Origin of the sequence: Kitasatospora sp. NPDC058032, from assembly GCF_042885845.1 — a bacterium.
GTDB lineage: Bacteria > Actinomycetota > Actinomycetes > Streptomycetales > Streptomycetaceae > Kitasatospora.
The window spans coordinates 134,111-156,115 of sequence record NZ_JBHVRK010000012.1 but is presented as its reverse complement, the minus strand read 5'-3'; the positions used below and the strand labels follow the sequence as shown (position 1 = coordinate 156,115).

The following is a 22,005-nucleotide window of genomic DNA, read 5'->3' as shown; positions in this document are numbered from 1 at the left end:
CGGGTGTCCGCGCGGTCGGGTGCGCGGGCCTCAGGTGCCGGTGGCCGGGAGCAGCAGCAGCCGCTCGGGGTCGAACGGCATCCAGGCCGGGGCCTCGCCGCGTCCCATCGTGCGCACGCGGCACCAGGCCGGGGCGCCGGCCGGACGCCACCAGGCGTTGATCCGGCCCACCGACCAGCTGCCGTCCGCCCGGTTGACCTGGACCGGCTGGTAGGCCGGCTCGACCTCGTGCTCCGGCGGCTGCCAGCCGGGTGCGCCGCCCGGGTGGGGCGCCGCGGTCTGCTGCCGGGGACCGTCTGCCATGTCTTCCCCTCCTGTGCGGGCCGTCGCGCCAACTCTACAGGCGTGTAGTAGTTCGTGGGGGTCCGGAGGGTGAAATTCGGTCGAGCGGGCGGGGTCGGGCGCGTACGGTCGGGGGCCGGGCGGGAGTCAGGGGCCGGGCGGGAGTCAGGGGGCGCGGTGGCGGCGGGCTGGGGTACGGCGTTGCTGTTGGGCCTGGTGGTGCTGGTGGGCTCGTCGGTGCAGCGGCTGGCGGGTGTCGGGTTCGCGCTCGTCGCGGGACCGGCGCTGGTCCTGCTGCTGGGGCCGGGGGAGGGCGTGACGCTCTCCAACTGCGCGGCCGGCGTGATCAGCGCCGTCGGACTGGCGGAGACCTGGCGGCAGGTGCGGCTCGCGCGGATGCTGCCGCTGGTCGGCGCCGCCGCGTGCACCGTCCCGCTGGGCGCGTGGGTGGCCGCGCGGGTGCCGACCCCGCAGCTGCTGATCGGCATCGGACTGCTGGTCAGCGCGGCGGCGCTGCTGGTGATCCGGGGTGTCCGGGCCTCCGCGCTGCGCGGTCTGCGGGGCGCGCTGGCGGCGGGCGCGGCCAGCGGGCTCATGAACTCCGCCGCCGGGGTCGGCGGTCCGGCGGTCTCCCTGTACGCCGTGAACACCGGCTGGAGCGCCCGGGAGTTCCTGCCCAACGCGCAGTTCTACGGAGTGGCCGTCAATGTGTTCTCGCTGGCGGCCAAGGGGGCTCCGCACCTGGCGGCGCCCGCCTGGTCGACCACCGCGGGCGGGATCGTGCTCGGCGCGGGCGTCGGCCGGGTGCTGGCGGACCGGGTGCCGGAGCGCGGCGCCCGGCTGGTGGTGCTGGGCCTGGCGCTGGCCGGCGGCCTCACCACCCTCGGCAAGGGCCTCTGGGGGATCTGACGCACCGCCCGGCGCGGGGACGACGGCGCCGGGCCACCCCGGCGGTCGTGCCGTCCCCGTGCGGCTCCGCATCGAAGCCGTCGGCCCGCCGGGCCGCTCCTGCCCGGCCGCTGTGCGCGGCGGTCCGGCCCCCGGCCGTGGTCCGGTCGGCGCAGGACGTGAACGGGCCCGGGGCGTCCGGGGGCTGAAGGTCGCCCGCTTACCCCGTCCACATACCGGGGCGGGGTACAGTGGCCGCCATGTGTCCGGACGCCGCCCCGCCCTCCCGCGACCCGCGTCGCCGCGGGGCGGGGGCGGCTCTGGTGCTCCTCCTGCTGACCGCCCTCGGACTGATCGGCCACCACACCCTCCCGGCCGGTATCGGCCCGGCCCCGCACGCCGCGATGGTGATGGCGTCCGACGCCCACCAGCACATCGGCGCGGCCGAGCACCGGTCGGCGACCGTCGCCGACCGGTCGACGACGGCCTGCGCCGAACACCGGGTCTGCTCCTCGACGGTGCCCGCCCGCGGCATCCCGCTCGACGCCCCGCCGCCGGCCCGGCTCGCCGACGCGGCCGTCGCCGATCCCGCGCCGCGCCGACCGGCGGTCGCGCCCGGCGTCCCGTGGCCCGGCGCACCCCCGCCCGACCTCGACGTCCTCTCGATCTCGCGCAGATAGGCACCCCACGGCGGCCGGGAGCGGAACCTCCCGCACCCCGCCGCCGGGCAGCCCCGTCCACCGGCACGGCCGTGGAGGCCGGTGCCGTACGCGCGCACTCACCCGAGAGACCCCGATGCCCGAATTCACCGTCAACCGCCGTTCCCTGCTGCTCGCGGGCCTGGGCGCCACCGGCGCCGGCCTGCTCGCCGCCTGTTCGGACGCGGCCGGCACGCCGCCGCTCACCGATCCGTCCGGCAGCCCCGTTGCCGAGGCCGAGGCCAAGCGGCTCTCCACCGGCCGGGAACGCCCGGTGACCGTCACCGCCACGGCCGACACCGTCGACCTGGGCGGCGGGACCACCGCCCGGACCTGGACCTTCGGCGGCGCCCTGCCGGGCACCGCGGTCCGCACCACGGCCGGCGACACCCTGGTCGCCACGCTGAACAACCACCTGCCCGCGCCGACCTCCCTGCACTGGCACGGCCTGGCGCTGCGCAACGACATGGACGGCGTGCCGCCGGTCACCATGCGGCCGGTCGCACCCGGTGGCAGCTTCACCTACCGCTTCGTCACCGACCGGCCGGGCACCTACTGGTTCCACCCGCACGTCGGCGTCCAGCTCGACCGGGGCCTGTACGCGCCGCTGATCGTCGAGGACCCGCGGGAACCGCTGGGGTACGACGAGGAGTGGGTGGTCGTCCTGGACGACTGGCTGGACGGCGTCACCGGCACCCCCGACCAGGCGCTCGCCGAGCTCCGCAAGGGCATGGGCGGCGGTTCCGGCATGTCCGGCCATGACATGAGCGGCATGTCCGGCCACGACATGGGCGGCATGGGCGGGATGCCGGGCCAGGACACGGGCGGCACGGGCAGCACGGGCGCGCCCGCCGGGCAGCAGCCGTCGTTCATGCTCATGGGTGCCACCAGCGACCTGCTCGGCGGCGACGCCGGTGACGTCCGGTACCCCCACCACCTGGTCAACGGCCGGACCGCCGCCGACCCCGAGGTGTACCGCTCCCAGCCGGGCCGGCGGGTCCGGCTGCGGATCGTCAACGCGGGCGGCGACACCGCCTACCGCCTCGCCCTGGGCGGCCACCGGCTGACCGTCACCCACACCGACGGCTACCCGGTGGGCCACGAGGAGGTGGACGCCCTGCTCATCGGCATGGGCGAGCGCTACGACGTCCTGGTCACCCTGCGCGACGGCGTCTTCCCGCTGACCGCGCTCGCCGAGGGCAAGGACGCGGCGGGCCGTGCCCTGGTCCGCACCGGTGCGGGCGAGGCCCCGGCGGCCGGGCTCCGCCCCGCCGAGCTCGACGGCCGGATCCTGGCCGCCGACGCGCTGCGGGCCGCCGACGAGGTCCGGCTGCCGGTGCGCACGCCCGACCGCACCCACCGGATCGAGCTGACCGGCGGCATGGCCAGGTACGACTGGGCGCTCAACGGGCGCCCCTTCGACATGGCGGACCCGAACGCCCGCGCGTTCCTGGTCGGCGCGGGGGAGCGGGTCCGCCTGGAGTTCGTCAACCGGACGGAGATGTGGCACCCCATGCACCTGCACGGGCACACCTTCCAGGTCGGTGAGCAGGGGCCGCGCAAGGACACCGTGATCGTGTTGCCGGGCCGCACGGTGACCTGCGACTTCGACGCCGACAACCCCGGCCGGTGGATGACGCACTGCCACAACGCCTACCACGGCGAGGCGGGAATGATGGGCCTGGTCGGCTACCGGGCCTGAGCCCGCCCCCGGGCGGCGGGCTCAGGCCCGCCGCCCGGGCCGCTCCGCCCGCACCGCGACCGTGCACAGCCGCTTGGTGGCCCGGGTGAGCGCGACGTAGAGGTCGCGCTCACCACCCGGTCGGGCGGCGCGGATGCCGTCGGGGTCGATCACCACGGCGGAGTCGAACTCCAGGCCCCGGGCCTCGGAGGCCGGCACCGCCCGGACCTGCTCCGCGACGGCCCCGGCCGTCGTCAGGAGCGCGGTCAGCGCGCCGGCCGAGGCGTCCGGGCAGACCACGCCGATCAGCTCGCCGGGATGGGCGGCCGCCTGCGCGCGCAGCTCGGCGAGCAGGACGTCGCCGAGCGCGGTGGGCGCCGCGCCGAGGGTACGCGGCCGCTCGCCGTGCCGGATCGAGCCGACCGGCGGCTGCTCCGGGGCGATCTCGGCCAGCAGCTCGCGGGTGGCGGCCAGGATCTCCTCGGTGGTGCGGTAGCTGACGGTCAGCGTGCGCAGGTCGAAGCGGGCGCCGAGGTGCGGGGCCAGAGCCTCGTGCCAGCCGCGCGCGCCGGTCGCCGGACCGGCCTGGGCGAAGTCGCCGACCAGCGTCATCGACCGGCCCGGGCAGCGCCGCAGCACCATCCGCCACTGGAGCGCCGTGAACTCCTGCGCCTCGTCCACCACGACATGGCCGAACACCCGCCGCGGCGGGCCGTCCAGCAGGCCCGCCGCCTCGTCGAGCAGCGGCAGGTCGGCGTCGGTCCACGGCGCGTCCGGCTCGCGCAGCAGCAGCGCGCGCTCCTCGGCGGTGAACTCCGGCAGGTGCGCGGCCAGTGCCCCGGGGTCGCCCAGCAGCGCATCCACCACCGCGCCGGGGGTCAGCCGCGGCCACAGCCGCTCGACGGCGCGCTCGACGTGGGCGTCGTCCAGCAGTTCGGCCCGCATCGCGTCGACGTCGAAGCCGGGGCCGTCGTCGGCCGGCCCGTCGTCGATGCCCAGCCGGCGCAGGTCCCTCGCCGCGGCCCGGTCGAGGTCGAGGCCGGTCAGCTCGGCGACCTCGGCGTCGATCCGCGCCAGCGTCTCGGCGGCACCCCGGGCCAGCGCGGCCGTCACGGCGTCCACCAGCAGTTCCTTGAACAGCCGGCGGGCCCGGTGGTGGGCGAGGCCGCCGGCGCGGGCGGCGTCCCGGACCCGGGCGACCTCCGCCGCGTCCAGCCGGACGTCGTCGCGCCCGACGCGCACCGCCAGGCCCCCGTCCGGCGCCTGCCGGTCCCGCACCACGGCGGCCAGCGCCCCGGCGAGCGAGGCGTCGCCCTTGAGCCGGGCCGTCCGCGGCGGCTCGACGGCCTCCGCCGCAGGGCCGCCGGGGCCGTCGGCCGGACCGCCGCTGCGGCCGCCGGCAGGTTCGGCGCCGGCCAGCTCGGCGCAGGTCGCCAGCACCACGTCGTTCTCGCCGAGCGAGGGCAGCACCTGCGCGATGTACTCCAGGAACCGGGCGTTCGGCCCCAGCACCAGGACGCCCTGCTCGGCGGCCTTCGGGAAGGCGTAGAGCACGTACGCGGCGCGGTGCAGCGCGACCACCGTCTTGCCGGTGCCGGGGCCGCCCTGGACGACGGTGACCCCCCGGTGCGGCGAGCGGACGATCGCGTCCTGCTCCGCCTGCAGCGTGGCCACCGCGCTGCCCATCCGCCCGGTGCGCCGCTCCTGGAGCGCCGCGGCGAGCGGGCCGTCGCCGACCACGTCCTCGGCGGTGGGCTCGGAGCCGTCGAGCAGCTCGTCACTGACCCCGACGACGGCGCGCCGCGCCAGGCGCAGGTGCCGGCGCCGCCGCAGGCCCATCGCGTGCACCGGCGTCGCCTCGTAGAACGCCCGCGCAGCGTCCGCCCGCCAGTCGACCAGGGCCGGCAGCTCGTCCTCGCCGCGCTGCAGGCCGAGCCGGCCGATCCGCAGCGCCGTCCCGTCCGCCAGGTCGATCCGCCCGAAGACCAGGCCGCCCTCGGCACCTTCCAGCCGCCGTACCTCGCGGGCGAGCCGCTCGGCCGCCGACTGCCGCTCGTAGGCCTCGCCGGCACCGTCCGCCCGGGTCGCGAGCGTCACGGCGAGCCGCGCCCGGGTGTCGGCGAGCCGGTCGTCGAACAGGGCCGTGACGGCGTCCACCTCCGCCCGCTCCAGTCGCACCTGGCGTACCACGTTCTCCTCGGCCTGCGGCACAGGAAGCGCTCCCCTCTCGGTGTCGGCCTGTCACTATGCGTGGTCGCGAGGCGAATGTAAACGTTGACCTCGGGCCCCGATTCGTGTCTTCGCCCGGGCCCCTGGCCCTCGTTCACCCGGCCCGGAACGCCGCCGACCGGGCACCCGGCCGCGCGGTGGCGGCCCGGTGCCCGGTCGGTACGGGGGTGCGGGAGCCCGGTGCTCAGGCCTCCTTGATCACCACGGTCTTGGCGGACTTGTCGTGCAGCGCCTGCTGGTACGGCTTGTCCCACAGCGGCCACAGCACGTTCAGCAGCGCGAAGAGCGAGCCTATGCAGTAGACGGCGTTGGGCAGCGTGTAGAGGGCCGCGCGGATCAGCAGCGAGTTCTCGGCGGGCTTGGCCCCGGTCGCGAGGTCGACGACCCGCAGCTTCATGACCTTCTTGCCGACCGTCTGGCCACCCTGGGTGAGCAGCATCGCGGCCTCGTAGCCGAAGGAGAGCAGCGACGCCACGACGTAGTACAGGATCGAGGCGCCGGTGATCGCGAAGACCAGCACGGTGGGCACGAGCAGGATGGCGACGTCGATCAGCCGGGCGACCAGGCGCTCGGCGACCGGGGCGGGCGGCTTGCCGCCGGGCACCGGGGAGCCGCCGTACGCGCCGGGCTGGGGCTGTCCGTGCGGCCAGGAGCCCTGCGGCTGGCCGTAGGGCTGCTGCGGGGGAGTGCCGTAGCCGGGCTGCCCGTACGGCTGCTGCTGCTCTCCGTGGGGCTGGCCGTACGGGGCCTCCTGCTTGTACGGCTGCTGCTGCTCCCCGCCGTAGGGGTTCTGGTTCTTCTGGCCGTAGGGGTTGTTGTTCCCCTCGTACGGGTTCTGGCCGTTCCCCGTGGGACCGTTGGTGCTCATCGTGGCTGGTTCCCTGCCTCGGCGATGGTGGTACGGCTGTTCTATCGATCATCGGTCGGCCGCGTGAAGACGGACCGGCAAGTCGTTACCGATCAGGCACCCCGTTGTCGCCGAGCCGGGCGGCCGGGAGTCCGTTATGTTCGAAAATGCCGGAATAAGCCCGCGCCGCCCGCCGCGGCGGCCCGACCAGGGAGACGGCCATGACCGGTGCACCCGAACCCATCAGCGACGCCGGCCGGACCGCGCTGGAGCGGGAGCTCGCCGAGCTGCGCACCGAGCGCGCCGCCGTCGCCGCCACCCTGAGCGGCGACGACCAGCCCGGCGATCCGGCCGACCAGGCCGACGAGTTGCAGCGGGCCGACCAGCTCGACCGGCTGGACGACCGGATCACCGGGATCGAGGGCCGGCTGCGCGAGGCCGCCGCCGCCGGGGCGCCGAGCACCGAGTGCGTCGGCGTCGGCAGCACCGTGACCCTGCGCTTCGCGGACGCCGACGAGATGACCGTCCGGATCGGCGAACTCGCCGAGGAGCTGGACCCGGAGCTGGTCACCGCCGACAGCCCGCTCGGTCGCGTGCTGCTCGGTCGCCACGCCGGTGAGACCGTCGAGTACGAGGCCCCCGGCGGCCGGACGACGGCGCTGGTCCTGTCGATCGGCGACGGCTCGGCGGCGTAACCGCTCTTCCGGGCGGGCCCGGTCCCGGCGTCGGCGCGTTCTCAGCACGGCCTCAGTGCGCAGGGGTGGACCAGGTAGGAGCCCAGCCGGCCGTCCCGGTCGCCGTCCTTGAACGCGACGGCCCGGCCGGCCAGCCGGTCCCGCCCGGCCCGGAGTTCGAGCGCGGTGCTCGGGCTGTTGATCCGGGCGTCGGCGGTGGGCAGTTGCAGCGGGGCGCTCACGAGGAGGTCCCAGCGCTCCGACGCGGTGCCCGGCGCGGTGACGGCCGGGCCGTCGGCCAGCCGGAGTTCCACCCGGCCGTCGGCCAGGATCCCGATCCGCAGCGGGACGTCACCCTCCGCGGTGCCGATCTCCCCGGTCCAGACGCCCGGCGCCAGGGCCGTCGGGCGGGTCCGCTCGACGGCCGGGTTGACCTGGTCGTTGGAGAAACCGGGCGCCAGGATGCCCACGAGGTGCCCGACGACGGCGTCGCGGGCCGCCTTGGCGGTGGAGTTGGTCAGGACGGCCACCGAGGTCTCCCGCTCGGGGATGTCGATCATCATCGTCGCGATGCCGCCCATGCCGCCGCCGTGGCTGTGGACCACCGGTCCGGGGCCGCGCGAGACGATCCGGCCGAGCCCGTAGCCGAGCCGCTCGTCGATCGGCAGGGCGTCGTCCATGGCCGCGACCGTGGCGGGTTCGAGCAGCCGGGAGGCGGTGCGGGCGAACAGCGCGACGTCGCCGGCGGTCGCCCAGCCGGCCCCGGCGGCGGGGTGGCCGGTGAAGCAGGTGGGGTAGGCGCGGCCGTCGGCGGAGTAGCGCTCGGCGACGGGCGCCGGCCCGGGGTGGGCCGGCCCGAACCCGAAACTGGCGAGGCCCAGCGGTTCGGCGATCCGCTCCCGCAGGTGGTCGCCCAGGTCCTGGCCGGTCACGGCCTCCAGCAGCCGGCCCAGCTCCTGGTAGCCCAGGTTGGAGTACTCGAAGCCGGTCCCCGGCTCGCGGACGAGCGTGCGGTAGCGGTCGAGGTCGACGGGCAGCGGGCCGGTGCCGTAGTGGAAGCTGTAGAACGCCGGGAACCCGCCGCGGTGCCGCAGCAGTTGGCGCGGCGTCGGCGCGGTCCACCGGAAGCCGCCGGGGATCGGGGCGTCGAGGTCCAGCAGGCCGTCCTCGGCGGCCAGGCAGACGGCGGTGGCGGTGAAGGCCTTGGTGACGGAGGCCAGCCCGTAGACCGTCTCCGCGGTGGCCGGCCGCCGGTCGGCGACGCTCGCGTGGCCGTAGGCCCGGGCGAGGACGACTTCGTCGCGTTGGGCCACCGCGACGGAGACGGACGCGCAGCCGTGTTCGGCCAGCGCCTCCGCGCAGAACTCGTCCAGCCCGTCCAGCCCGTCCACCCTGCCCGGCATGCGGCGACCTCCCGATCGGATTGCCCGTCGGTCGAACGATAGTGCTCCGTCTCCGAACGACCGCCGCCGGGGTCGCCCGGAGGTGACGTGCCGTCAGGATGCGGGTCCGGCGGGCCGGCCCGGGACCCAGAGCGGCACCGGGGCGGTGGGGGCCATGTAGTGGGCCGCCTGGGCGTCCAGCTCGGCCAGGGCCCGGTCCCGGTCGTCGTCGGTGAGGTCCGCCAGCGCGGCGGCGGCGGAGCGCGCGCAGGCCAGGACGAGGGCGAGCAGGTCCTGACGGCGGCAGTGGTCCCGGACGTAGGCCCCGCACCGGGCGGCGACGGCCGCCGTGTGGGACGCGCGCTCGGCCGCCGCGGTGGGGCCGGTCCCGGCGGTGGCCGAGCGGACCCCGTGCCAGAGCAGGACCAGCGCGGCCGGCTCGGCCGGGTGGCACACCTCGGCGAGCCGGGCCCACTCGCGCGCCTCGGCCGACTCCCGGCCCAGTTGCTCCAGGGCGGCCGGGCCGTCCCCGCCGTGGCGCCGCAGCACCAGCTCCGCGGCCCGGCGCACCACCGCCTGCAGGACGGCCTCGGCCGGCACCCGCAGTCCGGGCGCCGCCGGGTCGCCGAAGGTGAGCCAGGCGTCGGCGAACGAGGCGGCCCGCAGCGGCGCCAGCCAGGGGGCGGCCGCGGGCGTCAGCCGTTCCTCCACGGCGAGGCGGACCAGCCCCACGCCGATGAGGTCCGGCGCGCCCGCGTCCGGTCCCAGCCCGATCAGTTTGGTCCTCACTGCGTACCCCCCGGCCGGCGGCCATCACTCGTTCGGGGTATCTCATCACGGTACGGAGCCGGACGGACCCGGTCGCGGCGCCGATGAGACGCACGCCACGCGCCGGGCGTCAGTCCTGGTCGACGGGCCCGTCGGCCGCGGCGGCCGGCCGCCCGGGCGCCGCTTCGCGGCGCTCGAAGGGCGAGGGCACCGGGAAGTAGGCCCGCAGGAAGTCCGTGACGGCCCGCTCCTGCTCCTCGGGCGCCAGCAGGTCGCGGGTGCCGTCGGCGAGGCAGAAGTAGTCCGCCCAGCGCTCCTCGTGGAGCTGCGCGAGCCGGCCGAGGTCCTCGGTGCTGTCGGTGACGAAGTAGCCGTCGTAGAGGTGGCCCTCGACGGTGCGGGCGGTCGCGTGGCCGTAGTGGATGGCCAGGGTGACCGGCGCGAGGTCCTCGGCCGAGCGGAACGGCGAGCGGACGGTGTCGTGCAGCTGCGCCGCGAACCGCTCCGCGCTCTCGGCCAGCACGCTGCGGCGCAGCGGGTGCGGCGAGTGCTTGAGGGTGCGCGGGTAGGTCTTCCCGACGGCCGCGGCCAGGGCGGCACGGGTGTTCTTCTGCGCGGCGACGTAGATCGAGTCACCGGGCTCGTTGGCGCCGGGCGGGATGATCCGGTCGTCGGGGAAGTAGCGCGGCATGCCGTTGCCGAGGAAGAAGTCCTCCGGGACGAGCGGGCGGCCGAGGAAGACGTCGTCGTTGAGGTACAGGAAGTGCTCGGTGAGCCCCGGGACGAGGTGCAGCCGGGTCTCGATGGCGTGGGAGTTGAACACCGGGCCCGCGTCGGTGCCGGCGAACAGCGCGCGGTGCGGGACGACGGTCAGGTCCGGGTGCTCGGTGTCCAGCCAGCTCGGTATCTGGTCGTCGGTGACCAGGTGGATCCGGCGGATCCACGGCGCGTGCGCGGCGAGGGCGCGCAGGCAGTAGCGCAGTTCGTCGCGGTTGCGGAAGCGCTGGTCGGCGTCGCCCGCGATGCCGCTCTCGGCGACGCCGTCCTCCTCGGCGATCGGGCCCGCGGTGTGCGCCAGCCCGGCGCGGGCGGCGGCCCGGCGCTGCTGCCAGGCGGGGTCGGCGTCGTCGACCCAGGTGATCACGGCGTCGATCGGGAAGTCGACCTGGTCGGGCAGCGAGGTGGCGAACACGTCGAGCAGCGGGAACGGCCGGCCGCCGACGGTCGTGCTCGCGGTGGCCTCCAGCGAGGGCACCCACCAGCCGAACGGGGTCTCGTCGATCGAGGCGATGGCGCCGGGACCGGGTGCGGCGGAGTCCCAGAACTCGACGTCGCAGCCGGTCTCGGGGCCGTACAGCAGGGTGCCGATCACCGCCGGGCGGTAGATCCGCACGCCCTTGACCCGGTCGGCCGGCCAGGACGGCCCGGCCTCTTCCATGGCCGGCTCGCCGTCCCGGTCCTCCGGCGCGTCCCCGGGGGTGTGCCCGGGGGCCTCCCGGGTGTCCGGCGAGCTGTCCTCCGGCCCGGCCTCCAGGAGGGCGACCGCGCGGGGCAGCTGCTCGGCGAGCACCGTGGTGAGGGTGCGCCCGTGTTCCAGGAGGTCGGCGTAGACGGCCTCGCCGGCGAACGCGTCAGCGAGCGCCCGGAGCACCGCGGGCCGGTCGCCCGGGCTGATCGCCAACCGGTGCCGCGGGTGGCGGTCGGGCACGATGCCGTGCGGGAGGCCGGCCGTCCGCACCGCCCTGCCCACCTCGGCCAGGTTGCTGTCCCGGCGGTCGCCGGGCAGCAGCGTCCGGCGCTCCTCGGCCAGGTGCTCGCGGTGGCGGACGACACCCGGGAGCGTGCCGAGCAGCTCCGCCTCCCGGGCCGAGCGCTCCTCGCCGAGCAGCTCGTACGGTGACTGGGGCTCCTGCCGCCCGGTGTCCTGCGTGTCCTGCCGTCCGGCGTCCTCCTGCCGGGACTCCGCGTGCCCGGCCCCGTCCGGTCCGGCCTCGTCCGCTCCGGCGCCGGGCAGGACCTCCTCCGGGGCGGCGGCGGGTCCGGCGGGCGTGCCGTCGGCCGGCCGACGGCGGCGGGCCAGAGCGGCCAGCGGGCGCATCCTGGCCGCGAGGTCGGCAGGGCGAATGGGCAAAGGAAACTCCAGGGGGCTGATGGTCCGGGTGCCGGGCCTTTTACGTGTCCCCGACGAAGAATTCGGCGGGGCTGTCGGCCCGGGCGGCCCGGAACGGTTCTCCTTGCTGTCCGGAGCGGTCGGGCGGCCGGTGGTCCGGCCTGGCCCCACTGCTGCGGAGGTTCCTCACAGGTGGTTCATGGCGCCCGGCGGGGGCGCGGGTCGAGCGAATTGCGGTTCGCAGGGGATCGTATGCGACCGGGAGAATTTTGTGTTGATCGATGGTAACAATCGCGTGTCCATTCGGCTCCGTGGAGGAAATGGGGGACGGCCTCCTCGGCATTTGAAATGGCGCGCGACAAGTCTGACGGATCGTCACCTACTTCCCGATTTGGCGGCCTTGACCCCCTTATGACCTGAACATTGCCGAGCCTCCCCGCCGCCGGGTCCCGGCCGACCCGCATCCCGTCGGTCTACATATGCAGATGGTCGACATATGACGAGAGCTGTCCTATGGTTCTCGCCAGGCGGGCGATCGGTTCCGGAGAACGGACGAGCCGTGGGGCGTGGGCGCCCGCCGTACACGTGTGGTCCGGCGTACGGCCGGGCCCTCCGCTTCCCGTGGGAGGACCGCAGTGCACCAGCGTTCCCGTTCGCCCAAACTGCTAGGCGCGGCGATCGCCGCCGTTCTGGGCCTCGGCCTGGGCGTGCCGCCCGCGGCGGCGGCCGGGGCCGCCCCGGCCGCCGACCCCGACCCCGTCCCGGGCCTGGTGGCCGGAACGGACACCGCCGCCCCGCAGCTGGTCACCGGCCTGGCCGAGCCGGCCGCCGGCGGCACCCCGGCCGATGCGGCGCGCGCCCACCTGGCAGCGCACCGGGACCGCTACCGGGTCGACCCGGCGCAGCTCGTGGAGACCGGGACCGAACGGGCCGCCGACGGCCGTCGCACCGTCAGGTTCACGCAGCAGTACGGGGGCGTCCCGGTCTTCGGGGCCGCCTACCTCGTCCACCTGGCCGGCGAGGGCGGCGGGCAGCGGGTCGAGTCGATCGGCGGCAAGTACTTCACCGGGCTCACCGCCCCGACCGTGTCCAGCGTCCCGGACGAGGTACTGCGCCGGCTCGCGCTCGGCGCGATCGAGGACCCTGCCGGCCGGGAGGGCGCCACGGCGGAGGACCACGGCCCGGTGGTGCTGCCCGGCGGCACCGGTCGGCTCGCCCGCCACTTCACCGTGCGCGGCACCGACCCGGCGGTGTGGGCGGCGACGGCGCGCGAGGTGTTCGTGGACGCGACCACCGGCCGGCTCGCCCTCGCCTACGACGTGCGCGCCCCGTACCGGGCCGCCGCAGCCGCCGCCCCCGGCGGAGCTGTCGCGGCCGCAGCCGCCACCGCGGCCGTGGAACCCGCCACCGGCACCGCCCCGGACACCCTCGGCCGTTCCGTGCCGGTGAACGTCGGCCGCCTCTTCGACGGCAGCTACCAGCTCACCGACCTCACCCGCCCCGCCGTCATCACCACCTACGACGCGGCGGGCCGGGAGGTCCTGGACTTCAACGGCGGCCTGCCCGCCGACGCCCGTCCGGCCGCCTCGGCCGGCCCCGACTTCCCGGCCTCGACCGGCACCAGCGGTGCCACCGACGCGCACCTCAACGCCGCCGCCGTCGACGACTTCTACCGCACCCGCCTGGGCCGGGCCGGGATCGACGGCGACAACGGCCCGATCACCTCCGTCGTCAACGTCACCAGCTTCGGCGAGCCCCTGCAGAACGCCTACTGGGACGGCCAGAAGATGATCTACGGCGGCGGCACCGGGACGTACCACCCGTTCTCCGCCGCCCGTGACGTGGCCGGCCACGAGATGACCCACGGCGTGGTCAAGCACACGGCGCAGCTCGTCTACCTCGGCCAGTCCGGGGCCCTCGACGAGGCCGTCGCCGACTACTTCGGCAACGCCGTCGAGGTGACCAGCCGCGGCATCCCGATGACCGATCCGCGGGCCGCGCTGCTCGGCGAGGACCTCTGCCGCGCCGGCACCCCGGAGGCCTGCGCCGTCCGCCGGCTGGACGACGGCCGCACCACCGTCGCCGACTACACCGGGGCACCCGCGGGCGTCGACAACGGCGGCGTGCACCTCAACTCCACCATCTTCTCGGGCGCGTTGTGGGACATCCGGCGCGCCCTCGACCCGCTCACCGCCGACCGCCTGGTGTACCGCGCGCTCGCCGAGTACCTCACCCCGCTCGACGACTTCGTGGACGCCCGCGGCGCGGTGCTCGCCGCGGGCCGCGCGCTCGGCCTCGACCGCGCCCAGCTGCGGACCGTGGCCGGGGCGTTCGACGCCCACGGGATCAAGGCCGGCTGGCAGCGGCGGATCGGCGTGGACAGCCGGTCGCTGCTGCGCGAGCTGTCCACCGAGAGCATCGCGCCGGACGCCGCCGCCGGCCGCTGGGTGGCGGCCACCACGGAGAAGGGCGGCCGGGGCAGCCTCGGCGTCTACGCGGGCTCCGTCACCGGCTCCGCCGAGCCGGTCCGGCTCAGCCCGGACGACGGCCGCTCGCACGGCTGGCCCGCCACCGACGGTACCACCGCCGCCTGGGCGGCGATGGGCCAGGGCGCGAACGGCCAGTGGGGCATGGAGGTGTTCGCCCGGCCGCTCGACGGCGGGCCGACGCGCAGCGTCCACAGCGCCGCCAACCAGTACCTCGGCGACGTGCGGATCTCCGGCGCGGACGTGGCCTTCCTGGCGAACGACTTCGGCACCGGCCGGACCTGGCCGCAGCTGTCCCGGGGCGGCGCCCCGGTGACCGCCGTCCCGCTGCCCGACGGCCACGCCGCCGCCGATCTCACCCTCAAGGACGGCCTGCTCGCCTGGACCGAGAGCTGGCAGGTCGGCGAGCGGACGGTGAGCGCGCCGACCGTCTACTCGATCGCCGAAGGCCGGACCCTCGCCCAGTACCCGGCCCCCGACACCACCCGGGTCTCCGGGACCCGGCTCGCCGGCGGCCGTCTGCTCTGGGTGGAGACGCCCACGGACCAGTCCCGGGGCAGCTCGATCCGTTCCGGCGCCCCGGACGGCTCCGCCGCGGTCGACGTGCTGCCCGGCAGCACCACCGCGCCGCGCCGGATCACCGCCCTCACCGCCACCGACCGGGCCGTCACCTTCGGCTACGCCGGCGGCCGGGTGAGCGACACCATGAAGAACACCGACCTGCCGAAGCTCTGGCAGCTCCCGCTCACCGGCGGCACCCCCGAGCGGGTCTCCTGCAACCGCGGCGGCCAGTACGCGCCGGTGGCCGACCGGGGCACCCGGGTGCTCTGGCTGGACGCCACGGCGGGCCGTACCGACCTGGTCGTGCGCGAGCGCGCGGCCGGCACCTGCTGACCGGAGGCGGCTGCCCCGGAGGCCGAACCAGGGCGCCCGACCCCGGCGCCCGGCCCCCGTCCGCCCCTCGGTCGCCCGTCCGGCCGCCGCACCCGCGGCGGCCGGGCGGGCCTTCCGGCGTGATCCGAAGGACGGGGCCCCCGCTCACCGCACGCGGCGCGGCGATCCGGCGGCGTCGTGACCCCGCCGCCGGGGGAAGCCCCGTCCCAGCCCGCGGACCCCCGGCACACCGGCGGGGAACGGTGCCGGAGCGGAGGCCGGAGGGTGCGGCGGCAGCGTGATCCGCAGCAGCGAACCGTTCGGCGGCTCGGAGACGACGGTGAGGGCTCCGCCGTGCCCCGCGACGACGGCGCGCGCGATCGCCAGGCCGAGCCCGGTGCCGGGACGCCCCGACGCCGGGGGCGGGGCGCCGCCGCCGTCGTCGGCCCGTGACCGGGCGAAGCCGATCCCGCCGTCCTCCACCTCGACCACGGCGCCGGCACGGGCCTGGCGACAGCGCAGTGCGATGGTGTCCCCGTCCACGGTGAACTTCACGGCGTTCTCCACCAGGGCGTCGAGCGCCGCTTCGAGGCGGGACTCGTCACCCTCGACCAGGACGCGGGGCGCGTCCAGGAGCCAGTTGCGCTCCGAGGCCGGCCGCCACCGCTGGACGGTCCGCCGCAGCAGGGAGCCGAGGTCGACGGGGGCCCACTCGAAGCCGGTGGGCTCGTAGGCGTCGGCCAGGACGAGCAGCCGCCCGGCGAGCCGGCCGAGCTTGTCCAGCTCGTCCACCACCACATCGAGGTCCTCCCGGCTGTCCGGGGTCGCCGGCCCGTCGCGGACCATCTCCGCGTAGCAGCGGGCCACCGTGATCGGCGTACGCATCTCGTGCGAGCAGTTGCGCACGAAGAGCTCCTTGACCTCCTGCGCCCGGCGTTCGCGCTCGACGAGCTCCCGGGTCTGCGCGAGGGCGGCGGCCCGCCGTCGCACGTGCCACACCATGCTGAGGAAGACCAGTGCCATCAGCGGGACCTCGGCGAGTTCGTCCCACTCGGCGTGGCCCTGCGCGACGAACCGGCCCAGCGCGGCGCCCGTCACCAGGGTGACCACGGCCAGCACGGCGGACGTGCGGCGCACCGACCAGTTCTGGAGGCCGTAGACGATCGACATGCTGATCCACACCAGGTGGAACACCAGAGTCTCCAGGGCGGGTTCGACGAACAGCAGCAGCTGGCTGCCCCCGGCGAACAGCACCCACCCGGCGAAGAGCCGCCTCCCGGCGACGACCGGCCGCCCGCGCTCAGCCGGCACTGAAGGCGTACCCGACGTTGCGCACCGTCTCGATGACCGGCCGGGGCACCTTGCCGCGGATCCGGCGGACCGTCGCGTCGACCACATTGCTCCCGAGCTCGTCGGTGTGGCCCCAGACGCCCGCGAGGAGTTCACGCCGGCTGCACACCTCACCGGCCCGCCGCATCAGATGACCGAGCAGCATGAACTCGCGGTGCGACAGGGGCACCTCCCGCCCGGCGAGGCTGATCGCCTGCCGTTCGAGATCGAGGGTGACCTCCCCGACCCGGAGCCACCGCTGGGGCGCGCCGGCGCCGGGCGTCCGGAGCCTGGTGCGCACGCGCTCCACCAGCTCCGCCGTCGCGAAGGGCTTGCCGAGGAAGTCGACCGCCCCGAGCCGCAGGCAGCGGACCCGGGTGGCGACGTCCATCACGGCGGACAGCACGAGGACCCGCTGGTCGGCCCGCCGGTCGAAAGCCTGCCGCATCACCTCGAAGCCGTCGAACCCGGGCAGCATGAGATCGAGCACGATCAGGTCGAACCCGCCGCCGCGCAGCCGCTGCACGGCCTGCGGGCCGGACTCCGCGGCGTCGACGGCGTGCCCGTCCGCCTCCAGCACGCGACGCAGGTAGGCGCGTAACCGCGCCTCGTCCTCGACGATCAACAGCCGTGCCATGACGGGCTCCCGTCTCCTCCCCGGCCGCACTCGTCCCCTGGGCTGTCATCCGCGGCTGCGCCGGATCCTACAAGCGCCGCGGCGGAGCATCGTCGACGATCGGTCGCAGGCGCCCGGATCGCCCCGGTTCGCCCCCACTCGCGGCCGATGCGGTGACGCGGCGTCAGTGCCCGTGCGCGCCCGGCCCCGCGGCGCCGTCATGACGGCCGGATGAGAGACCTGTCATCTTCGCCCCCGTCCCCGCCGGCCGGCCCCAGGCTTGTCGCGCGCGCGTCACCGGCCGGTGACGCGGGCCCGTGCCCCTCCTCGCCGCCGGCCTCCGGCGGGACGGGGAGCCGGGTCCGGGCGCGAGAGCGGCGGCAGCTCGCCGAGGGAGAGGGAAGGCGTGTTCACGAAACGGGAAACGAGAGCGACGAGGACGCCGAGAGCGACGAGGGCGGCGAGGACGTCGAGGCGGCGCACCTTCGCGCTGTTCGGCGCCGGGACGATGGTGGCGGCGCTGGCGATGCCGATGTCCCTGCTCGACCGGGCACAGGAGGCCGTCCACCACGGGTCGGGCGGCGCCGTGGACGGGACGAAGGCCCCGCACTACTTCGGCCCGTGGCCGAACTGGGCCAACAGCCCGCTGACCTCCTCCAGGGCGAAGGTGGTCATCGGGACCACCGCCATGGAGGCCGGAAACCCGCTGGTCGACCGGGCGTACGCGACCGACTTCGCGACACCGCCGGGCGAACTCGGACCGGTCCTCGTCGTCCTGGACGGGTCTCCGCTGCCCGCCGGCACCCTCAAGAGCTTCCGGACCTGGAACCAGGCCACGCCGGGCGGCAGCCCGACGGCCTCCGAAGGCGGCCTCTTCCACGGCTACCTGCTGCGTCCGGGCGGCACGCCGGGCGGCTACACCGTGGTGGCCGACAGCGGGCCGAGGACGGTGCCGAGGCCGGCCGTGGGGACCGGGGAGATCGCGACCTACGAGGTCCCCGACGTCGCCGTGCAGGCCGGCGACGTCATCGGCTTCTACGGCCAGGGCGTCCCGGTCGACACCGGGGTCGGCTCGGCGCCCGACACCTTCCTGTACCCGGCCGGGGTCGACGGTGCCACGAACCCGCCGACCAGCGTGCCGCCGGCCGTCGGCGGCACGGTCACGCCGGGCTCCACCGCCCACCCGCGCTACCCGGTGCAGGACCGGCGGTACTCCTTCGGGGCGCAGGTCGTTCCGGCGAGCACCGGGACCGGTGCCACGGCGACGGCCACCGTCGACCCGCGGACCGGCGGCATCACCGGCATCGAGGTGACCTCGCCCGGGCGGCACTACGCCGCGGGCGCGACCTCGGTCACCGTCGAGGGCGGCACCACGGCGGCCACCGCGAAGGCCACCGTCAAGGCGACCGGGGCGGTGGTCGGCCTCACGGTCGACGCGGGCGGCAGCGGCTACGGCGGCTTCGCGGTCGCGATCACCGGCGGTGGCGGCAGCGGTGCCACCGCGACCGCCTCCGGCGGGGTGGGCGCCGTGGCGGTCACCGACGGCGGGGCGGGCTACACCATGCCGACGGTCGACTTCGACCTCCCCGACGACCCGAACGGCACGGTGGCCAAGGGCCACGTCGATCCGGCCGATCTCACCGCGGACGGCGGTGTCACCAAGGTGACCGTCGACGAGCCCGGCAGCGGCTACAGCGCCGCACCCGGCGTGGTGATCCGCAACGGGACGCCGGCCGACCCGATCCCCGGCGCGACGAAGGCGACGGCCGCCGCCGGACTGAAGCTCGTCGAGGTGAGGGTGGACGCGATCGGGTCCGACTACACCGCGGAGCCCGCCGTCACCGTCACCGACCCGACGGGCCGGGGCGGCACCGGGGCGGCGGCGCGGGCGGTGACGGACACCGGGGCGATCAGCGGGATCGAGGTCACCGCCCCGGGCGCCGGCTACCTCACGGTCGGGATGAAGAAGTTCCAGGACACCCTGCCGCTGACCTGCGACCCCGGGACGGACGGCACCGGCTGCCCCGACGTCGCACAGCTGCGGGCGCCGTCGACGGACCCGTCGGAGAAGTTCGTCCCGGTCGCCGTGCCGCAGCCCGTCACCACCGGCGGCCGGCCGGCCGACGAGTACGTCATCGGCCTCGTCCAGTACCTCACCCGGTTCTCCTCCGACCTGCCGCCGACCCTGGTGCGGGGCTACGTGCAGCTGTCGACCGACGCGGTGCCCGGCCGCCGGGTCCCGCTCTACAACGAGCTGATGGACGGCACCCGGCAACCGCTGCCGTACACGGGCGTGACCTCGCCGCAGTGGATGGGCCCGCTGATCGCCGCGACCAAGGACCGGCCGGTCCGCGTGGTGTTCCGCAACCTGCTGCCCACCGGCGCCGCCGGTGACCTGTTCCTGCCGGTCGACAGCACCGGCATGGGCGCCGGAGCGGGTCCGATGACGATGCCTCCGCCGACGAACGACGGCACCGTCACGGACGGGGTGCGCAACCCGACCTGCACCGGGGACAAGGCCGACTGCTTCAAGGACAACCGAGCCACCCTGCACCTGCACGGCGGCGTCACCCCGTGGATCAGCGACGGCACCCCGCACCAGTGGATCACCCCGGCCGGCGAGGCCACCCCGTGGCCGCAGGGCGTCAGCGTGCGGAACGTGCCGGACATGCTGGACGCCACCGGCGCCGAGCTCTGCGCCGCCCAGGACGACGGCTGCTCGACCTTCTACTACACCAACCAGCAGAGCGCGCGGCTGATGTTCTACCACGACCACTCCTACGGCATCACCCGGCTGAACGTGTACGCCGGCGAGGCGGCCGGCTACACCATCACCGACGACACCGAGAAGGCGCTGGTCGCCGGCGGCACGATCCCCGGCGCGGCCGACACCATCCCGCTGCTCGTCCAGGACCGCACCTTCGTACCGGACGACACACAGCTCAAGGACCGCGAGGACGCCACCGGAAAGACCGTGGCCTACGGCCAGGACCCCACCTGGGACACCGCGCGCTGGGGCGGCAAGGGCAGCTTCTGGTACCACCACGTCTACATGCCGGCGCAGAACCCCGGCGACCCGTCGGGCATGAGCTCCTACGGCCGCTGGATGTACGGGCCGTGGTTCTGGCCGCCGGCCGGCGACACCAAGTACGGGCCGATCGCCAACCCCTACCACGACCCGCGCTGCAAGCTGGACGACCCGGCGACCTGGCAGTACCAGGTCGCGCCGTACTGCGAGCCGGAGCAGATCCCCGGCACGCCGAACGTCTCGATGGGCATGGAGCAGTTCAACGACACGCCCGTCGTCAACGGGGTCGCCTACCCGAAGGTGACGCTGCAGCCGAAGACCTACCGGCTGCGGCTGCTCAACGCCGCCAACGACCGGTTCTTCAACTTCCAGTGGTACAAGGCCGATCCGAAGCAGGGCGACGGCACGACCGAGGTGGCGCTCAACCCGGACGAGCTGGCGGCCGCCCAGACCGACCCCAATGTCTCGCCCACCCCGGCGGACGCCAACAACGACTCCGCCGGTCCGGACTGGATCCAGATCGCCAGTGAGGGCGGCTTCCTGCCGGCACCGGCCGTCATCGACGGCCAGCAGCCGACGACCTGGATCACCGACCCGACGCGCTTCGACGTCGGCAACGTGGACAAGCACTCGCTGACCGTCGCACCGGCCGAGCGCGCCGACGTGCTGGTCGACTTCTCCAAGTTCGCCGGCAAGACGCTCATCCTCTACAACGACGCGCCCGCCGCCTACCCGGCCCGCATCTCGTCGTACGACTACTACACGGGCGCCCCCGACCTCACCCCGTCCGGCGGAGCACCCAGGATCCTGCCGGGCTACGGTCCCAACACCCGCACCGTCATGCAGGTGACCATCGCGGACACGGCGCCGGCTCCGGCGTTCAACCTGACGAAGCTGCAGGCCGCCTTCAAGCACCACGCGGACGGCTCGGGCGTCTTCGAGTCCGGCCAGAACCCGGTGATCGTCGGACAGGCGGCCTACAACTCGGCGTACGGCACGAGCTTCCCCGCCGCGAGCAACTGCAACATCAGGAACAGCTCCGTCAAGTCCTGCGACGGCCTGGTCCGGGTCAACGACACGGCGTCCTTCGGCTTCAACACGCTGAAGGCGCCCACGACCAAGATGTCGATGCCGCTGCAGCCCAAGGCCATCCACGACGAGATGAACGCGACGACCTTCGACGAGTACGGCCGGATGTCGGCCAACCTCGGCGTCGAGGCGTCGCCACCCACGCCGGGGGCGCAGAACGTCACGCTCTACCCGTACGTCAACCCGCCGACCGAGCTGATCGACGGCACGAACCTGCCCAGGGCGGACATCAAGGTGGCACCGATCGGCACCAACGCGGACGGCACGCAGATCTGGCGGTTCACCCACAACGGGGTGGACACCCACCCGATCCACTTCCACCTCTACGACGTCCAGGTCCTCAACCGGGTGACCTGGGACAACATCGTCATCAAACCGGACGCCAACGAGCTGGGCTGGAAGGACACGGTGCGGATGAGCCCACTGGAGGACACGATCGTCGCGCTGCGCCCGGTCGTACCGACGGTGCCGTTCGAAGTGCCCAACTCCGTACGGGCGCTCGACCCGGTGATGCCGCTCGGTGACACCTCCGGGTTCAACAGCACCGACCCGCAGGGAAATCCGACCGACCCCATCGGCAACCGGCTGGTGAACTTCGGCTGGGAGTACGTCATCCACTGCCACATCCTCAGTCACGAGGAGATGGACATGATGCGTCCCCAGGTGCTGGCGCTGCCGCCGAGGCGGGCGACCGGGCTCAGCTCGACGGTCGTGGGCAGCGGCGCGAGCGCCCGGATCCGGCTGGAGTGGCAGGACGACTCGATCAACGAGACCGCCTTCGTCGTCCAGCGCACCGGTGACGGCGGCACCACCTGGAGCGACGTCGGCACGGTCGAGTCGCCCCTGGACCAGCCGAACACCCACGGGACCAGGGCCTTCGTCGACCCGACGGCCTCGGTGACCACGCCGTACCTCTACCGGGTCGTCGCACTCAACACGGTCGGGTACGGCGGCGCGTTCCCGGGCATGACGGTGAAGTCGGTGTCGGACCCGCTGCAGGTCACCCCGGCGCCGTGACCCCCGGC

14 protein-coding genes are annotated in these 22,005 nt (G+C 75.1%); 6 read left to right on the top strand and 8 right to left on the bottom strand.

Annotated elements, in window-relative coordinates; all coding sequences use genetic code 11:
• Positions 1 to 30: 30 nt before the first annotated feature.
• A complete protein-coding gene (locus ACFVUH_RS20885; RefSeq protein WP_355368291.1) occupies positions 31 to 303 on the bottom strand; it encodes a hypothetical protein in 273 nt (90 codons plus the stop codon).
• A 156-nt stretch (positions 304 to 459) separates the two neighbouring features.
• On the opposite strand from ACFVUH_RS20885, the gene ACFVUH_RS20880 reads away from it, so the two are divergent.
• The 3 genes from ACFVUH_RS20880 (at position 460) to ACFVUH_RS20870 (ending at position 3,570) form a co-directional block, all read left to right on the top strand.
• The gene (locus tag ACFVUH_RS20880) at positions 460 to 1,191 is read left to right on the top strand and encodes a sulfite exporter TauE/SafE family protein (protein ID WP_387914832.1); all 732 of its coding nucleotides are present in this window, start codon (positions 460 to 462) and stop codon (positions 1,189 to 1,191) included.
• 239 nt (positions 1,192 to 1,430) lie between these two features.
• Positions 1,431 to 1,850, top strand: coding sequence for a DUF6153 family protein (locus tag ACFVUH_RS20875; RefSeq protein ID WP_387914831.1), 420 nt, complete (start codon positions 1,431 to 1,433; stop codon positions 1,848 to 1,850).
• 115 nt (positions 1,851 to 1,965) lie between these two features.
• Positions 1,966 to 3,570: a multicopper oxidase family protein gene (locus ACFVUH_RS20870; protein ID WP_387914830.1), complete on the top strand. Its 1,605-nt coding sequence runs from the start codon at positions 1,966 to 1,968 to the stop codon at positions 3,568 to 3,570.
• A 21-nt stretch (positions 3,571 to 3,591) separates the two neighbouring features.
• Here the strand turns inward: ACFVUH_RS20870 and ACFVUH_RS20865 are convergent, their stop codons facing one another.
• Together ACFVUH_RS20865 and ACFVUH_RS20860 are read right to left on the bottom strand one after the other, a co-directional pair.
• Positions 3,592 to 5,760 carry a HelD family protein gene (locus tag ACFVUH_RS20865; protein WP_387914829.1) on the bottom strand — a complete coding sequence of 723 codons (2,169 nt, stop codon included), beginning with the start codon at positions 5,758 to 5,760 and terminating at the stop codon, positions 3,592 to 3,594.
• 202 nt (positions 5,761 to 5,962) lie between these two features.
• Complete coding sequence (locus ACFVUH_RS20860) at positions 5,963 to 6,646, bottom strand: RDD family protein (protein WP_387914828.1); 684 nt, start codon at positions 6,644 to 6,646, stop codon at positions 5,963 to 5,965.
• Positions 6,647 to 6,846: 200 nt separating this feature from the next.
• Here ACFVUH_RS20860 and ACFVUH_RS20855 point away from each other — a divergent pair, with 200 nt between their 5' ends.
• Positions 6,847 to 7,320: a GreA/GreB family elongation factor gene (locus ACFVUH_RS20855; protein ID WP_387914827.1), complete on the top strand. Its 474-nt coding sequence runs from the start codon at positions 6,847 to 6,849 to the stop codon at positions 7,318 to 7,320.
• Positions 7,321 to 7,361: 41 nt separating this feature from the next.
• On the opposite strand, the gene ACFVUH_RS20850 is transcribed toward ACFVUH_RS20855, so the two are convergent.
• The 3 genes from ACFVUH_RS20850 to ACFVUH_RS20840 all read right to left on the bottom strand — a co-directional run bounded on the left by ACFVUH_RS20850 (position 7,362) and on the right by ACFVUH_RS20840 (position 11,580).
• Positions 7,362 to 8,702, bottom strand: coding sequence for a serine hydrolase domain-containing protein (locus tag ACFVUH_RS20850; protein WP_387914826.1), 1,341 nt, complete (start codon positions 8,700 to 8,702; stop codon positions 7,362 to 7,364).
• A 93-nt stretch (positions 8,703 to 8,795) separates the two neighbouring features.
• Positions 8,796 to 9,470 carry a hypothetical protein gene (locus ACFVUH_RS20845; RefSeq protein WP_387914825.1) on the bottom strand — a complete coding sequence of 225 codons (675 nt, stop codon included), beginning with the start codon at positions 9,468 to 9,470 and terminating at the stop codon, positions 8,796 to 8,798.
• A 109-nt stretch (positions 9,471 to 9,579) separates the two neighbouring features.
• A complete protein-coding gene (locus tag ACFVUH_RS20840; protein ID WP_387914824.1) occupies positions 9,580 to 11,580 on the bottom strand; it encodes a stealth family protein in 2,001 nt (666 codons plus the stop codon).
• A 614-nt stretch (positions 11,581 to 12,194) separates the two neighbouring features.
• Here ACFVUH_RS20840 and ACFVUH_RS20835 point away from each other — a divergent pair.
• Complete coding sequence (locus ACFVUH_RS20835; protein ID WP_387914823.1) at positions 12,195 to 14,939, top strand: M4 family metallopeptidase; 2,745 nt, start codon at positions 12,195 to 12,197, stop codon at positions 14,937 to 14,939.
• Between the two features lie 144 nt (positions 14,940 to 15,083).
• Here the strand turns inward: ACFVUH_RS20835 and ACFVUH_RS20830 are convergent, their stop codons facing one another.
• Entirely contained in the window at positions 15,084 to 16,229 is a 1,146-nt protein-coding gene (locus ACFVUH_RS20830; RefSeq protein ID WP_387914822.1) for a sensor histidine kinase, read from the bottom strand.
• Entirely contained in the window at positions 16,219 to 16,884 is a 666-nt protein-coding gene (locus ACFVUH_RS20825) for a response regulator transcription factor (protein ID WP_387914821.1), read from the bottom strand. Before ACFVUH_RS20825 ends, ACFVUH_RS20830 begins: the two co-directional genes overlap by 11 nt.
• 385 nt (positions 16,885 to 17,269) lie before the next feature.
• On the opposite strand from ACFVUH_RS20825, the gene ACFVUH_RS20820 reads away from it, so the two are divergent.
• Positions 17,270 to 21,997 (top strand): multicopper oxidase domain-containing protein, encoded by a 4,728-nt coding sequence (locus tag ACFVUH_RS20820; protein ID WP_387914820.1) that lies wholly within the window; start codon positions 17,270 to 17,272, stop codon positions 21,995 to 21,997.
• Positions 21,998 to 22,005: the final 8 nt, after the last annotated feature.

Bases quoted from the DNA above. Each gene is read 5' to 3' on its own strand.
- ACFVUH_RS20855 (WP_387914827.1), top strand. From the start codon at position 6,847: ATGACCGGTGCACCCGAACCCATCAGCGACGCCGGCCGGACCGCGCTG.
- ACFVUH_RS20870 (WP_387914830.1), top strand. From the start codon at position 1,966: ATGCCCGAATTCACCGTCAACCGCCGTTCCCTGCTGCTCGCGGGCCTG.
- ACFVUH_RS20850 (WP_387914826.1), bottom strand. From the start codon at position 8,702: ATGCCGGGCAGGGTGGACGGGCTGGACGGGCTGGACGAGTTCTGCGCG.
- ACFVUH_RS20885 (WP_355368291.1), bottom strand. From the start codon at position 303: ATGGCAGACGGTCCCCGGCAGCAGACCGCGGCGCCCCACCCGGGCGGC.
- ACFVUH_RS20825 (WP_387914821.1), bottom strand. From the start codon at position 16,884: ATGGCACGGCTGTTGATCGTCGAGGACGAGGCGCGGTTACGCGCCTAC.
- ACFVUH_RS20875 (WP_387914831.1), top strand. From the start codon at position 1,431: ATGTGTCCGGACGCCGCCCCGCCCTCCCGCGACCCGCGTCGCCGCGGG.
- ACFVUH_RS20860 (WP_387914828.1), bottom strand. From the start codon at position 6,646: ATGAGCACCAACGGTCCCACGGGGAACGGCCAGAACCCGTACGAGGGG.